Genomic DNA, 15,086 nt, shown 5'->3' with positions numbered 1-15,086 from the left:
GAAAAAATGAGTTACGAACAAGAATTTATGAAGGAATTTGAAGCTTGGGTCAATACCCAGATTATGATCAATGACATGGCACACAAGGAAAGCCAAAAAGTCTACGAAGAGGACCAAGACGAGCGTGCCAAAGATGCCATGATTCGCTACGAAAGCCGCTTGGATGCTTATCAGTTCTTGCTTGGTAAGTTTGAAAACTTCAAAGCAGGTAAGGGATTCCATGATTTGCCAGATGGCTTGTTTGGTGAGCGAAATTATTAAACGAGAAAGATTCTTGATTTTTTACTAAAATCTTGATAGAATATTTATATTAAATCCTTGTCAGAGCAGGGGTTTTTTATTGAAAGGATTTTATTATGTCAAAGAAACTCAATCGTAAAAAACAATTACGAAATAGCCTCCGTCGTGCAGGTGCTTTCTCAAGTACTGTGACGAAGGTTGTAGAAGAGACAAAAAAAGTCGTGAAACGTGCAGAACAGTCAGCAAGCCAAGCTAGTAAGGCTGTTTCTAAAAAAGTTGAACAAGCAGTAGAAGCTACCAAAGAGCAAGCTCAAAAAGTAGCCAATTCTGTAGAAGATTTTGCAGCAAACTTGGGTGGACTTCCACTTGACCGTGCTAAGACCTTCTATGATGAAGGAATCAAGTCTGCTTCAGATTTCAAAAACTGGACTGAAAAAGAACTCCTTGCCTTGAAAGGAATCGGCCCAGCTACCATCAAGAAATTGAAAGAAAACGGCATCAAATTCAAGTAATCTTTCTTGTCCCTTGCATTTCCGAAAGAATCTTGCTACAATAGAGCCATTAGAGGTGTTTTGAATCTCGCATTTTACAGAAAGTGGCGGCGCTGAGAAGTCCACAAATGTGTCAAAACTGGTTGCTAATGACTGAAAAATTGAAATAAAAGTGTCTTTTTGTTTTAAAGACGAGAGTTGCGGGCGTTGCCCGAATTTGGGTGGTACCGCGGATAAACACATTCGTCCCTGTCATGGATATGGCAGGGCTTTTCTTTTGTGTCTTAGGCAAAGGAGGTTGTCATGAAGCAATCTTTTAACACAAGTAAACTCTATTATGGTTTTCCTATCTTCATTTTGGGGTATCAGGATCAGAATTTTGGACACAATATTACGACCTGTAGCTCCTCTTATAGCCTGGGAGATTGGCTGGTCATCGGTGTTGGCACTGAGGAAAATGCGGCTGACCAGATTAAGTGCTATCAGAAGTTCACCGTAAATATTCCTGATGAAAATCTCATGCTCGATATGGAGCAGGCTGGTTTTATCAGTCATCGGGAGAAGCTGAAACATCTGGGACTAGACTACGAGATTTCTGAACAAACTCATGCTCCGATTTTGGAAACTTGTCCAGTCGTTTTGGATTGCCAAGTGGATCGGATTATCGAAGAAGATGGAATCTGCCATATCTTTGCTAAGATTCTGGATCGACTGGCTAATCCTGAACTTTTGGATGATAAGGGACATTTTAAAAATGACAGTTTTGCGCCGACTTACTTTATGGGGGACAGCCACCAGCGCGTTTATCGTTATCTAGATGACCGAGTCAATCCCATGGGAAGCTTTATCAAGAAAGCGAGGAAGAAGGATGTCAAGAGCTGAATTACCAGAACGCTTGGAAACAGAACGTCTCGTTTTACGAGTCCGGACAGTCGCTGATGCCGAGGATATCCATGCCTACGCCAGTCTCCCAGAGGTCGCATATCCAGCAGGCTTTCTACAGTCAACGAGTCGCAGAAAAACTTGGATTTACAATTAAAACAAGAATTTTTCTGATTCTAGTAGTGAATGATATTTTTTAAATTTAAGTAACTAAATAGAAATGGAGGTATATAGATGGAAAATGATAGTTTAGAATTGATTGTTAAAGAAATAGAAAAAGAACAGGTAGAAGAAGTTAATAGATTTGAAATGAACTTGTCTCAAGGAATCAATAAGTATAAGGAAATTTTACCTGATGATTTGATAACACCACAACTTCAGTCTAAGATAGATGATGAAGTTAAGCTACAAATGATTGAATTTCAAGATAGCATTGACTTGAAACCTAAGGCATTATACCATGCGCTAAAAATGGAAGCAGAGTTAAATCCTAATATTGAAGAAGTACAATTGAAAAAGAGTGCTTATGAATTTTTAGAAAAGACGACAAAGAATAAATACCTGAAGAAGATTATTCGAGAGTTGAAAAAAGGAGTATAGAATGGCAAATGTTGGGAATTTAGCTGCTAAGGGAGGAAAAGCTGTTATTAAATTTATTCTCGATTTAATAACAGAATACTTAAAAAGTGAGCAATTTAAAAAACAAATGAAAGCCATGATTGAATCTTTGGTAAACAAAATGGTTTCTAAAGTTTTGAAAGAAAAAAATAATAACTAGAAAGGACAAACATATGTCTAAAGAACTTTCACCTAAATACAATCCAGCCGAAGTTGAGGCTGGTCGTTACCAAAAATGGCTTGACGCTGATGTTTTCAAGCCTTCAGGAGATCAAAAGGCTAAGCCTTATTCTATCGTTATTCCACCACCAAACGTAACTGGGAAGCTTCACCTTGGTCACGCTTGGGATACAACTTTGCAGGATATCATTATCCGTCAAAAACGTATGCAAGGTTTTGATACCCTTTGGCTTCCAGGGATGGACCACGCTGGGATTGCCACTCAGGCTAAGGTTGAGGAGCGTTTGCGTGGAGAGGGCATTACGCGTTATGACTTGGGTCGTGAAAAATTCCTAGAGAAAGTCTGGGAATGGAAAGACGAATATGCCACTACTATCAAGGAACAATGGGGCAAGATGGGGCTCTCTGTAGACTACTCTCGTGAGCGTTTCACTCTTGACGAAGGTTTGTCAAAAGCTGTTCGTAAGGTCTTTGTGGACCTTTACAAGAAAGGTTGGATCTACCGTGGTGAGTTTATCATCAACTGGGACCCAGCTGCTCGCACAGCCCTTTCTGATATCGAAGTTATCCACAAGGACGTAGAAGGTGCCTTCTATCACATGAACTACATGCTAGAAGACGGCTCACGCGCCCTTGAAGTGGCAACAACTCGTCCTGAGACTATGTTTGGGGATGTTGCCGTTGCGGTCAATCCAGAAGATCCACGCTACAAGGACCTGATTGGCAAAAACGTCATCCTTCCAATCGCTAATAAACTAATCCCAATCGTTGCAGACGAACATGCCGATCCCGAGTTTGGTACTGGTGTTGTTAAAATCACGCCTGCCCATGATCCAAACGACTTCTTGGTTGGTCAACGCCACAACTTGCCGCAAGTCAACGTCATGAACGACGACGGAACTATGAACGACTTGGCCTTCGAATTTGCAGGCATGGACCGTTTTGAAGCTCGTAAGGCAGTCGTTGCTAAGTTGGAAGAAATCGGTGCCCTTGTTAAAATCGAAAAACGTGTCCACAGTGTTGGCCACTCAGAGCGTACAGGTGTTGTAGTTGAGCCACGCTTGTCTACGCAATGGTTCGTTAAAATGGACCAATTGGCTAAGAACGCTATCGCTAACCAAGACACAGAGGACAAGGTAGAATTCTACCCACCTCGTTTCAACGATACCTTCCTCCAATGGATGGAAAATGTCCACGACTGGGTAATCTCTCGTCAGCTTTGGTGGGGTCACCAAATCCCTGCTTGGTACAATGCTGAGGGAGAAATGTACGTCGGTGAAGAAGCTCCAGAAGGTGACGGTTGGACACAAGATGAAGACGTCTTGGATACATGGTTCAGTTCTGCTCTTTGGCCATTCTCAACCATGGGCTGGCCGGATGTCGACTCAGAGGACTTCAAACGTTACTTCCCAACTTCAACCTTGGTAACAGGTTACGACATCATCTTTTTCTGGGTGTCTCGTATGATCTTCCAATCCTTGGAATTCACTGGCCGTCAACCATTCCAAAATGTCCTTATCCACGGTCTCATCCGTGACGAGCAAGGACGCAAGATGTCTAAATCTCTCGGTAACGGGATTGACCCGATGGATGTCATCGAGAAATATGGTGCCGATGCCCTTCGTTGGTTCCTTTCAAACGGTTCTGCGCCAGGCCAAGACGTGCGCTTCTCTTACGAGAAAATGGATGCCTCATGGAACTTCATTAACAAGATCTGGAACATCTCTCGCTACATCCTCATGAACAATGAAGGTTTGACCCTTGAGCAAGGAACTGCCAATGTCGAAAAAGTGGTCAACAAGGAAGCTGGAAATGTCACAGACCGCTGGATTCTCCACAACCTCAATGAAACTATCGGAAAAGCAACGGCTAACTTTGATAAGTTTGAGTTTGGTGTGGCTGGTCACATCCTCTACAATTTCATCTGGGATGAGTTTGCGGACTGGTATGTTGAATTGACCAAGGAAGTCCTTTATAGTGACAACGAAGAAGAGAAAGTTATCACACGCTCTGTTCTCCTTTATACTTTGGACAAGATCCTTCGTCTCCTTCACCCAATCATGCCATTCGTGACAGAGGAAATCTTTGGACAAATCTCAGAAGGCTCTATTGTTACAGCAGAATACCCAACTGTCAACCCAGCCTTTGAAGACCTTGCGGCTCACACTGGTGTGGAAAGCCTCAAAGACTTGATTCGTGCTGTTCGTAATGCGCGGGCGGAAGTAAACGTAGCACCAAGCAAGCCTATCACCATTCTTGTTAAGACTAGCGATAGCGACTTGGAAGCCTTCTTTAACAGCAATGTCAATTATATCAAACGCTTCACAAATCCAGAACACTTGGAAATTGCATCAAATATCCCTGCACCTGAACTCGCTATGTCAAGTGTCATCACAGGAGCAGAAATCTACTTGCCACTCGCTGACCTCCTCAATGTCGAAGAAGAACTGGCTCGTCTCGACAAGGAACTGGCTAAATGGCAAAAAGAACTGGATATGGTCGGCAAGAAACTCTCTAACGAACGCTTCGTAGCCAATGCCAAACCAGAAGTCGTCCAAAAAGAACGCGACAAACAAGCAGACTACCAAGCGAAATACGACGCGACCGTAGCACGTATTGATGAGATGAAGAAGTTGGTTAAGTAGTGTGGAAGTGATTTAATTTCTATAACTGAACAAAAGAAGTGGAGCGGATATATGGATTCGATTAGACTTAAGAATTTAAGAAGTCTTGTAGATACTGGGGATATTGAAATTAAACCATTAAATATTATTTTGGGGTCTAATAGCTCGGGTAAAAGTACTTTTCTACGTTTTTTTCCTTTATTAAAACAAACTATTAATAGAAAGATTCGAGGTGTTTTGTTTTGGAGTGGTTATGATCAAAACGACGTAGATTTTGGTGATTTTGATACAGCGGTTAATAATCAAAAGGGACACGATAAAATGGAATTTTCATTTTCATTTGACGTTCCTAAGTACGAAATAATAAAATACGCTCGTTTTTACAAATTAAACAAACGATCCTTTTTTGAAAAAGTACCTAAATTCAACAAAACAACTATTTCAATTTGTTTAGAAAAAAATAAAAGTAATGAATTAGAGAGAATTTCAAGAGTAACTATTTCTATATTGGGTGAAGACATAACGATTGATGTGCAAAGTAAGAAAATAAATATAGGTGATAGAGAATATGGATTACTTACTTCAGATAATGGATATATACATAGATTAGATAGTGTTTTTCAACTAAATAGTCTACTTGATTCAGAAGAGATTCTCGAAAAAGAATTAGGAGACATAATTAAAGAAATAAATAGTGATGATATACCGACCTTTTGGGAATATCATGATATTATAAAAAGAGATTTGGAAAAGTTATTTAAAGTAAACCATGATAATGACGAGTTTGAAATTATAAATGTTAAGGAATTATCAAAAAACGAGTTAATAATTTATAAAGATATACTACTGATTAAATTTTTGGAGATAATTCTGAAGATTTCTGATAACTATATCACGTCCTATTTTAATAAGTCTGTTTATATTGCTCCTATTAGAGCTACTGCCGAAAGATATTATAGGCTAAGAAATTTGTCAATTGAAGAAGTAGACTCTAGTGGTCGGAATCTTGTTGACTTTTTGTATAATCTTGATAATGAAATGTTTCAACAATTTCAAAAATGGACAAATGAATTTTTAGGTTTCCAAGTAGAAAAAGATGTAATAGGTTACGATGGTATTAATAAAGGATATGTGTCTATTTATATTAGAAAAAGTGGAGATCAAAACCGTTATAACCTGTCTGATACTGGATTTGGCTATAGTCAAATCCTTCCAATTGTAACTCAACTTTGGTTTGTTGCCAATAATCCGAAGAAAAGATTATATTTATTGAGATACCCTACTACAATTATTATTGAACAGCCAGAGCTTCATTTACATCCAAAACTACAAAGTAAGCTGGTTTCAGCGATATGTAGTTTGGCTAATCATAATTTCCGATTTATTATTGAAACTCACAGTGAAACAATTATTAACAAAATTGGAGACTTAATCTACAATAAAAAAATAGGAAACAAAGATGTAAACATACAAATTTTTTCAAAGAGAAATGAGAAAATGGAAACAATCGTTGAGCCTGCTTCATATGATAAAGAAGGGTTTCTTGAAAACTGGCCTATTGGATTCTTTGATGAGGGGAATTATCTCTAAAATGATATTTGAAATTCATAAAAGTTGCCTGCAATTATTAGCAGAGGAAGACCCAGACGTATGTTCTATGCTAAATAGTTTAGCGACAAATAGGAGAAAAGAATTAAACATAATTATTGCAGATCGTGAAGTGCTAGATTACTTAAAAAACTGTACACTTCTTGAGGTTAATGCTCGGAGGTTATTTGCTTATCTGAGAAGAAAAAGCCATGAAACAAAAGAATTAAAAAAAGTTGTAAGTAGATACTATACAATTGTTGCTAATAATAGTATTGAATGTGATAATTGTCATGTTATTACAGTATCAGATATTCTTAAAAAAGAGTTTTTAACGAAGACACAACTTATAGTTGAAGATTTAACTGATTTTGAATTTTATTACTATATTGGATTCTATTTTGCCTCTAAAAATAGAATTAATTGTCACCTTTCGTTTGATATGGCCCCTGGAGGTGGACAAAATTCTGCTGGTTTATTTGATGGGTTAATTAAGCAAGAAAACAGATTATTACTTGGTATATTTGATGGCGACCAAAAATATCCCGGGGATAAAATAGGTGGAACGTTAAAAGCTGTACTAAAGGTAATAGACTCAAAAGATAGAAAGTTTTTTGAATGTATTTCATTAGCTGAGCAGGGTGTCCACGAAGCTGAGAACTTAATCCCATTAAAACTCATTGAAGAAATATATGATAGTAGAGACATTAATGCACAAAATACTATAAAGTTTTTAAATAGATTGTATGAAGAAAGATCAAATTTGTATTTTTACTTTGATATGAAAGAGGGTATCTATCAAGTGGATAAGACATATGCTGATAAATATGATGCTTGTTGGAAAGATTGTGTTGAATCATTTAAAATAAGTGAAACTTTAGAAAGTTTATCTATTTCAAAAGTTATTATTAGTCGATGTGATTTATTGAAAAAAGTCATTGGATACCTTTCTGAGAAAAGTTCAGGGAACGGTGACGATTTAATTTTCATATTTGAAAACTTTGTAAAAGATACATTTGTCGATTCAAAATGGACCGACATTGGAAAAGAAATTTTTACTTGGGGTTGTGTTGGTAGAAGAATTTCATAATGTTGTTTTTTATATAAAGTGTTATACTATTTAGTTATATTTTTAGAAAGCAGGTTACTACATGACAAATTCTGTAAGTTCGAACCGATCTGAGAAGTACAACATTGCAGCTTTCTTCTCAGGTGTTGGGGGAATTGAGTTGGGATTTGAACAAACCAACGAGTTCAGAGTGGTGTATGCCAATGAGTTTGATAAGTATGCGCGTCAGACTTATCAGTTAAACCATCCAGATACCTATTTGGATGGTCGTGATATTCACGATGTTCAGCCAGAGGACATTCCAGCTGAGCGCGTGGATGTGATTATGGGAGGTTTCCCTTGTCAGGCCTTTAGTATTGCGGGTTATCGCAAAGGATTTGATGATGATCGTGGCGATCTTTTCTTTGAGTTGCTTCGCATGATTGAGGGATGTAAACCTCGTGCTATCTTTATCGAAAACGTCAAGAACATGGTTGGCCATGACCATGGCAATACTTTCAAGGTTATTCGTGAAGCCTTGACCGAGAACAACTACTTTATCAAGTGGAAGGTTCTCAACGGGAAAGACTACGGAAATATCCCTCAAAACCGTGAGCGGATCTACATCGTTGGTTTTGATACCAAGGAAGCTTATGACTTGTTTGAATTTCCAGAGGAAATCAAGCTCACGACTTCTCTTCAGGACGTCATTAACTTTGGCGACAAGCTTGATGAAGTCTACTACTACCGTGAAGGCAAGCAAAATTTCTACGATCAGTTGAAATTTGAAGTCACCAGCCAAGATACGGTCTACCAGTGGCGCCGTCAGTATGTCCGTGAAAATAAAAACGGTGTTGTCCCTACCTTGACAGCCAATATGGGAACAGGTGGACACAATGTCCCATTGATTCTGACAGATAGTGGCGAGATTCGGAAGTTGACTCCCAAAGAAACATTTAATGTCCAAGGTTATCCTACATCCTTTAAAATCCCAGAAGGAGTTTCTAACGGACAGTTATATAAGCAGGCTGGAAACAGTGTGGTCGTACCCGTGATTAAACGTATCGCGGAAAATATTGCCAAAGCTTTAAATGAAAGTCAGGGGCAATCTCAACTTGAACGTTCAGGAAAAATTGCCATTATCTACACCAAGATGAATGGGCAATTTGAGGGCCAATCCTATGTTAAAGACTTTGTAGATAGCTATGATCAGGCTCTTGAAAAAATCAAGGCTTATGATGATGATTTAGCTGTTCTGTCAGATGAAGAGTATTTGAGACTTGTAAAAAAACAAGGCAAACTTGAATTTTACAGTATTAATTAACGAATATATAAGAGGATTAGTGAAAAACTAATCTTCTTTTGATATACTGAAAATAGAAAAGAGGGTGCTTATGTGGGAACATCTAAAGTCTGAACAAAAAGACAAATACAAAACTTTAATTACTAACTTCGCTAGTTTGAGCCAAGCTTTCTCTCAAAAGGCAGAATCAGAAGATGAGGGACAAACAGAGAATTATGTTGCTCCAATTGTTAATTCTAAATTTCAGGAAACTGTTTTCCAGAAGGCTTTTAATGCGGTTGGAGAAGATATTGCCAATACCTCTTATGATGCTTCTGTCGTAGTGGATGAAAATCATAAATACCTAGTGGGTATCAAGTCTTTTGGAATTAATTCGGGAGATCAAAAAATCGCGCAGTTTAAGAAGGACTCTCAAGATTGGACGAACTTGTTGGGTGATATCAAATTCCATGCAGATATTTCAGCAGATAAAGAAACAGCAGACAAGAAAAACTATCAACGCTATGAAGAGTTGGCACGAAAGATTGCGACCTTAAGAAATCAGAGAATTGAATCTTCTAAGGCACAAATCAAGGGATTTAGTTCGGACTCGGTCAATGTTGAAGCTGTTTATCACGTTCTAATGCCAACACCAAAGGGAGAAAATCCTAAAATTTTTGTCGGTGAAACATCTTATTTGCCAGTTGATATTGATAATCTGGTCATTGAAGGATCAACTACCAAAAACAATCCAACCAATTTTCGATTTACGGATGGGCAACACCACTACAAGTACACGGCAGCTGACAGCCAGCTCCACATGACTTTTAATAATAAAGATATTGTGATAGATACTTGGGATGTTCATTATATCGAAGATCCTTTTTCTCTCTTTGAAAATCTTCATTTACTGACAACTGAAAAGGATAAAACCGATATCTTAGAAACAGTGTCTTGGGTTATTACAGACAAACATGGAAATGTGGAAGAAAACTCTGGCTTCAATGCCTTTAACGGAGGATCAAAACTAGCTAAGAAAGATCGTCTGCCACGGATTTTAAAGATTCAGGAAAAATTCAAAGACAGTCTGGCTCCAGAAGAACTAGCTTTTGTGACCTTCTCTTTAGAAGAAATCCTCTTGAAAAAGTGGACTAGCAAGGAAGAAAAAGCTCAGATGAAGGCGATTCGTAAGGATTTGATAAACTTTGTCCACGAGACTGGTAATGAAAGACTCATTAAAGAAATTGAACAGCTGGTTTATCGTCCAGTTAGTGAAATTTACATTCCTCTGCCTGACTCGAAAAACTTTCACGATGAAAGACCAGATTTCTTTGGGCCAGGCTTCGGGACTTTTGAACCTGGAACTAAAAAATTAGCTCTATCTAAGGAAGAAAGAACTTTTAAACTACGCTTTTTATCTTCTGGTGATGTTATTAACGCCTATATAAATCAAGAAGCTGGTAAGGCTATTCAGTCTACCGATAAGCAAGAAATCCTCGGGAATTGGATTTTACGTGGTGTTTTCCAGTTGAAAGAACGCGAAGTCTTGACAGGTCAACGACTTAATGAACTGGAAATCAACGGCATTCGATTGACCAAATTTAAAAATGGTGAAATCGGTATTGAATTCATGTGGATTGATACAGAAAATCCACCAAGCGATGCCATCGGCTGGGTAGCAAAGAAATAGAAAGTTCGCTGTCTTTTTGTTTTGTGTTTCACAGTTTTTTCTTGACAAGTCTTTCTTTTTTATGCTATCCTTTTATGCAACAAGTGTTGCGCAACTAACGTTGCGCGAAAGGAGTCTTATGCCACCAAAGGTTAAATTTAGTAAAGAGGCTATCATTGGGACAGCTTTACAATTGGTGAGAGAAGAGGGCGTGGCTAGTTTGACGGCTCGAGCACTAGCGGAGAAACTGGGAGCCACACCAAGAGTCATTTTTGGGCAATTTGCCAATATGGCCGAGTTACAAGAAGAGGTTATTGGTGCTGCGGAAATGGTAGTGGTGGAGTATATTCGTAAGGCCTTAGAAGATGAGAAGCCTTTTCGATCCGTCGGGGTTGCTTATATCCTTTTCGCCTCAAAAGAACCCCAACTCTTTCAATTGCTTTTCCAAAATCCCAGCAAAGATCCGATTCGTCGCTTTCAAGATTTTCTTCCCATGAAGGATCATAGTTACCAATTGGTTCTGGATTCGATCGTCGCAGACTATCCTTTGACTGTAGAGGAGGCTGGTCGCTTGTACCAGCATCTATTTATCTACTCGCACGGGATGGCCTCAATGGTTGCTTCTGGCATTTATCAATTCAGCATGGAAGAAGTGATTGGATTATTGACAGAGGTTTGTCAATCTCTCATCAAAGAAATGGTAGGAAAGAAATGATTCAACTAGAAAATGTGCACAAAAGTTACGGCCAAACCAAGGTTTTAAAAGGGATTGATTTGCAGATTCAAGACCAGGATGATGTGGTTATCCTCGGTCCTTCTGGATCAGGCAAGTCAACTCTCTTAAACGTTCTGTCAGGTTTAGAAAAGGTAGACGAGGGACATATACTCATTCAAGGACAGGATTTGGCTCAACTCACAGATACTCAATTGACAGCCTTTAGACGTGAGAAGATTGCCTTTATTTTTCAGCAGTATTATTTATTGCCTAATCTAACAGTCAGACAGAATGTAAAGATGGGGGCAGACCTGGCAAACAATCATGATTTTTTGCAGATTATCGAGGATTTGGGACTTGGCGATAAGCTGGACAAGTATCCGAGTGAATTGTCAGGTGGGGAACAGCAGAGAGTCTCCATTGCTCGGGCCTTGGCCAAAAAGCCAGAGATTCTTTTCTTAGATGAGCCGACGGGAGCCCTGGATGAAGAAACGGGGCGCAAGATTCTCGACTATATCTGGGAGTTAAAGGAAAAGCTTGGTTTGACCCTCATCATGGTGACGCATAACCAAAATATTGCGGATATGGCAAGAACCATCATTCGTGTCAATAGTGGCAAGATTACCGAAGTTGTGACCAATGATCAGCCTCAGACTGCTTATGAGATTGGATGGTAAGCCATGTTTTCAGTAAAAGATATTCGAAAATTAGTTGTCGTCAGTATAATTGGGGCTTGTGCGGTCTTTGTGGCCAATCTCTTCTTGAATTTTTACTTGGACATCGAGCAGTTGGAGATTTCTAAAACCAATCCCATGATTCAGACCTACTATGATGTCCAGATTTCGCTTTCTTGGATGGTGGCCATGGTCAGTGGAGTCGTCTTGTCCTTGACGTCGGTCCTTCTCATGTGTTTTTATATCAAACAATTTGTCGATGATCACAAGGAACAATTAGGAATTTTAAAGGCTTTGGGCTATAGCAATGGCCAGCTGGCTAAACGATTTTGGGCATTTGGGATCAGTTTTGGTGCCGGAGCGCTTCTTGGCTATTTCACTTCTTTTCTTATGATGGGGCATTTTTATGACTTCCGGAATGAAAAGGGGATCCTGCCAGAAATTACCATTCATTTTCATTGGCAGCTCTTGCTTGCTTTTGTGGTCCTTCCAACGGTATTTTTTATGCTTATCGCGGTTGGTTATGCTAGAAGACAACTACAAACGCCGGCTCTTCGCTTATTGAAAAAGTCCCCAACACCAATCAAGGTCAAAAGGAGAAAGAGGGCTCCTAAGAAAGAGAAAGACTTCCTAAAAGAGCTGTCTTCGTCACTAATTTGGGGGAGAAAATCTATCCTATTTTTTGTAGTCTTTGGCTCTATGTGTTTTGCGGCCATGGTTCAACTGTCCTTTGGTCTAAGGGACTACACAGATGACATCATCCAAACCATGATGATCATGATTGGCTTGATCCTTTCTTTCTCTATTCTCTTTTTGTCATTGGGGATTGTCGTCTCAGAAAGTCGCGAAACCCTGGCTCTTATGAAGGCTTTTGGCTACACAGATCGTGAATGCCAAGGCCATATCCTATCTCCCTATCGTTTCTGGGCCTATCTAGGATTTGTTCTTGGGACGGCTTATCAGTACGCTATCATGGAAATCTTGATTGGTGTGATCAAAGATACGGTTCCTGAAAAGATTGAGCATCACTTTGATGGGAATGTTTGCTTCTGGACTTTGATCGGTTTTGCTGTGGTTTATGAAAGCCTCTTTTATCAATCCAACAGAAAACTCCAAAAACAAACCATCAAAGAAGTACTCTTAGCTGAATAAATAGAGAAGGTTGGATTCTCCAGCCTTTTTCTTATGAAACTCATTAACAAGAGAAGGATTTTTCACTATTCTAGGGAAAATGAAATAAAGGAAAGAAAACGAAGTTACTGGCAGGACCTGAAATGATCTTTTTACTTGATTTGACGCAACAAATAATCCTTTATCTCTGTAGGAATCCTCTTGCAGTTTGTGGTTGGTATTGGAGTTGCAGCCTTGAGTTATAAATAAATCAATATACCTGTGGTCATGTTACACAGGTCTTTCAATTAGCTGAAATATTTCACCTTTATTTTTTCTTAACCTTTGACTATTCTGCAAAATTATCGTAAAATAAAGAGTAAATGATAAAATGAGGTCAGAGTCTGTTCGCTCTGGCGATAGTAGTATAAATGAGGAGAAACGCTTTGGAATTAGAAGTATTTGCTGGGCAAGAAAAAAGTGAACTATCTATGATTGAGGTAGCGCGTGCTATCTTGGAACTTCGTGGTCGCGATCATGAGATGCATTTTAGCGATCTTGTAAACGAAATTCAAAACTACCTTGGAACATCAAACAGCGATATCCGTGAAGCTTTGCCTTTGTTCTACACAGAGTTGAACTTTGACGGTAGCTTCATCTCACTTGGAGACAACAAATGGGGTCTTCGTTCATGGTATGGTGTGGACGAAATCGACGAAGAAATCATTGCTCTTGAGGAAAATGACGACGATGAAGTAGCACCAAAAGCTAAGAAAAAACGTGTCAATGCCTTCATGGATGGTGATTCAGATGCCATTGACTACAATGCAGATGATCCAGAAGATGAAGATGCATACGAAGCAGATCCAGCTCTTTCATACGATGATGAAAATCCAGATGATGAGAAAAATGAAGTGGAAGCTTACGATGCAGAAATCAACGAAATCGCCCCAGATGACTTGGGAGAAGACGTGGATCTCAACGAAGAAGACGATGAGTTTTCAGACGATGATTCTGAAAACATCGAGGAATAAAAGGTAAGTGGTAAGAGTTTTTAGAAAATCAAATAATTCAATATTTTTAGGAGAACAGAGAAATCTGTTCTCTTTTTTGTTCGCTTAAAATTCTATTTGAAAGGAGTTCAACGATGTTAGGATTAGAGATTGTAATGAATTTAGACACGTTAGAAATCTTTGACATTATCGATCATGATAAGAATGGAAATAGCGAACAAGCGCCTACAACCATCCAGTTAAGCTTATTTGACTCAATGACGTGCATTTGACAGAAGGAGATATATTAGGATGGACAGAGAAGCGCTATACAATGAATTAATTCAAAGCGAACCATTAGGTTTTATTGATCCCTTTTCTGACCTTGGCGAATTCGATCCTCTTCAGCTGAAATTTAAACAATCCGTAAAGGACTTAGTGAATCGATATTCAGGGCAGCCTTACAGTTTGGCCTGGCAACATAAAATTATGGAAATGCGGAAGTTGTTTATTGATTATCAGATAGCATTGAATGAAGAAGATAAGCAGATTAACTTTCAGCGAAGAACAAGAAGCGAAGAGTCCAAAGAACATGCTACTACTATTGTAACAACATATTTGAAGTTGGGATTTAGTTTTAAAGAAATTGAGAAGCGTGTTTCTTTATCTTACAAACAACTTCGTCGAGGATGGAGAAGAAGTGATCACATCATGACAAATAGTCCTGAATTTTATAGCAAAAGGGACTTATCCGAAGGTTACTGTTTACCGAGTAAAAAGCTACCTAAAAGTATGAGAATAAATGAGAGATAGAAAATGGAAATGGGTATTTGTAGACAATGTTCTTGCAACTGGGTTACACCTTGCATCAATGAAAAGTATGGTCCTTGTTGGTGAGTAGATAAAAACAGAACGCTGTGTAGCCACTGTTTTTATGGATTTAATGATGAATCTTGTCAGACAAAAGTTTATTA

Annotated in this window: 15 protein-coding genes and 1 pseudogene; all 16 read left to right on the top strand. The window is 38.8% G+C overall.

Translation table 11 applies throughout. The features are described from left to right. Positions 1 to 6 precede the first annotated feature (6 nt). The 16 genes and pseudogenes from ACLV7W_RS08570 to ACLV7W_RS08495 all read left to right on the top strand — a co-directional run bounded on the left by ACLV7W_RS08570 (position 7) and on the right by ACLV7W_RS08495 (position 14,925). The gene (locus ACLV7W_RS08570; RefSeq protein WP_000119706.1) at positions 7 to 261 is read left to right on the top strand and encodes a DUF1912 family protein; all 255 of its coding nucleotides are present in this window, start codon (positions 7 to 9) and stop codon (positions 259 to 261) included. A 95-nt stretch (positions 262 to 356) separates the two neighbouring features. Beyond that, complete coding sequence (locus ACLV7W_RS08565) at positions 357 to 752, top strand: helicase (protein WP_042900374.1); 396 nt, start codon at positions 357 to 359, stop codon at positions 750 to 752. A 282-nt stretch (positions 753 to 1,034) separates the two neighbouring features. Continuing rightward, positions 1,035 to 1,613: a flavin reductase family protein gene (locus tag ACLV7W_RS08560; RefSeq protein WP_411865813.1), complete on the top strand. Its 579-nt coding sequence runs from the start codon at positions 1,035 to 1,037 to the stop codon at positions 1,611 to 1,613. After that, positions 1,600 to 1,728: pseudogene (locus tag ACLV7W_RS08555) on the top strand (GNAT family N-acetyltransferase); the annotation flags it as partial. The gene ACLV7W_RS08560 and the pseudogene ACLV7W_RS08555, both read left to right, overlap by 14 nt. 119 nt (positions 1,729 to 1,847) lie before the next feature. Continuing rightward, positions 1,848 to 2,213, top strand: coding sequence for a hypothetical protein (locus ACLV7W_RS08550; RefSeq protein WP_044791613.1), 366 nt, complete (start codon positions 1,848 to 1,850; stop codon positions 2,211 to 2,213). Between the two features lies 1 nt (position 2,214). Continuing rightward, a complete protein-coding gene (locus tag ACLV7W_RS08545) occupies positions 2,215 to 2,391 on the top strand; it encodes a hypothetical protein (RefSeq protein ID WP_160313322.1) in 177 nt (58 codons plus the stop codon). A gap of 13 nt (positions 2,392 to 2,404) precedes the next feature. Further along, positions 2,405 to 5,056 (top strand): valine--tRNA ligase, encoded by a 2,652-nt coding sequence (locus ACLV7W_RS08540; protein WP_411865812.1) that lies wholly within the window; start codon positions 2,405 to 2,407, stop codon positions 5,054 to 5,056. A gap of 51 nt (positions 5,057 to 5,107) precedes the next feature. Beyond that, the gene (locus ACLV7W_RS08535) at positions 5,108 to 6,625 is read left to right on the top strand and encodes an AAA family ATPase (protein WP_238096198.1); all 1,518 of its coding nucleotides are present in this window, start codon (positions 5,108 to 5,110) and stop codon (positions 6,623 to 6,625) included. Beyond that, positions 6,525 to 7,712, top strand: coding sequence for a hypothetical protein (locus ACLV7W_RS08530; RefSeq protein ID WP_411865945.1), 1,188 nt, complete (start codon positions 6,525 to 6,527; stop codon positions 7,710 to 7,712). Before ACLV7W_RS08535 ends, ACLV7W_RS08530 begins: the two co-directional genes overlap by 101 nt. Positions 7,713 to 7,773: 61 nt before the next feature. Continuing rightward, entirely contained in the window at positions 7,774 to 8,994 is a 1,221-nt protein-coding gene (locus ACLV7W_RS08525; protein ID WP_411865811.1) for a DNA cytosine methyltransferase, read from the top strand. Between the two features lie 70 nt (positions 8,995 to 9,064). Then, positions 9,065 to 10,642 carry a hypothetical protein gene (locus ACLV7W_RS08520; RefSeq protein WP_411865810.1) on the top strand — a complete coding sequence of 526 codons (1,578 nt, stop codon included), beginning with the start codon at positions 9,065 to 9,067 and terminating at the stop codon, positions 10,640 to 10,642. Between the two features lie 118 nt (positions 10,643 to 10,760). Beyond that, positions 10,761 to 11,336 (top strand): TetR/AcrR family transcriptional regulator, encoded by a 576-nt coding sequence (locus tag ACLV7W_RS08515; RefSeq protein WP_411865809.1) that lies wholly within the window; start codon positions 10,761 to 10,763, stop codon positions 11,334 to 11,336. After that, positions 11,333 to 12,013: an ABC transporter ATP-binding protein gene (locus ACLV7W_RS08510; RefSeq protein WP_049543830.1), complete on the top strand. Its 681-nt coding sequence runs from the start codon at positions 11,333 to 11,335 to the stop codon at positions 12,011 to 12,013. Before ACLV7W_RS08515 ends, ACLV7W_RS08510 begins: the two co-directional genes overlap by 4 nt. A gap of 3 nt (positions 12,014 to 12,016) precedes the next feature. Then, on the top strand, positions 12,017 to 13,162 hold the full coding sequence (locus ACLV7W_RS08505) for an FtsX-like permease family protein (RefSeq protein WP_049543832.1): 1,146 nt from the start codon (positions 12,017 to 12,019) through the stop codon (positions 13,160 to 13,162). 404 nt (positions 13,163 to 13,566) lie between these two features. Continuing rightward, positions 13,567 to 14,154 (top strand): DNA-directed RNA polymerase subunit delta, encoded by a 588-nt coding sequence (rpoE, locus tag ACLV7W_RS08500; RefSeq protein ID WP_031227756.1) that lies wholly within the window; start codon positions 13,567 to 13,569, stop codon positions 14,152 to 14,154. 270 nt (positions 14,155 to 14,424) lie between these two features. Beyond that, a complete protein-coding gene (locus tag ACLV7W_RS08495; RefSeq protein WP_411865808.1) occupies positions 14,425 to 14,925 on the top strand; it encodes a modification methylase Sau96I in 501 nt (166 codons plus the stop codon). Positions 14,926 to 15,086: the final 161 nt, after the last annotated feature.

Origin of the sequence: Streptococcus mitis (assembly GCF_965111735.1) — a bacterium.
Taxonomy (GTDB): domain Bacteria; phylum Bacillota; class Bacilli; order Lactobacillales; family Streptococcaceae; genus Streptococcus; species Streptococcus mitis_DR.
This window is presented reverse-complemented; position numbering and strand designations above follow the sequence as displayed.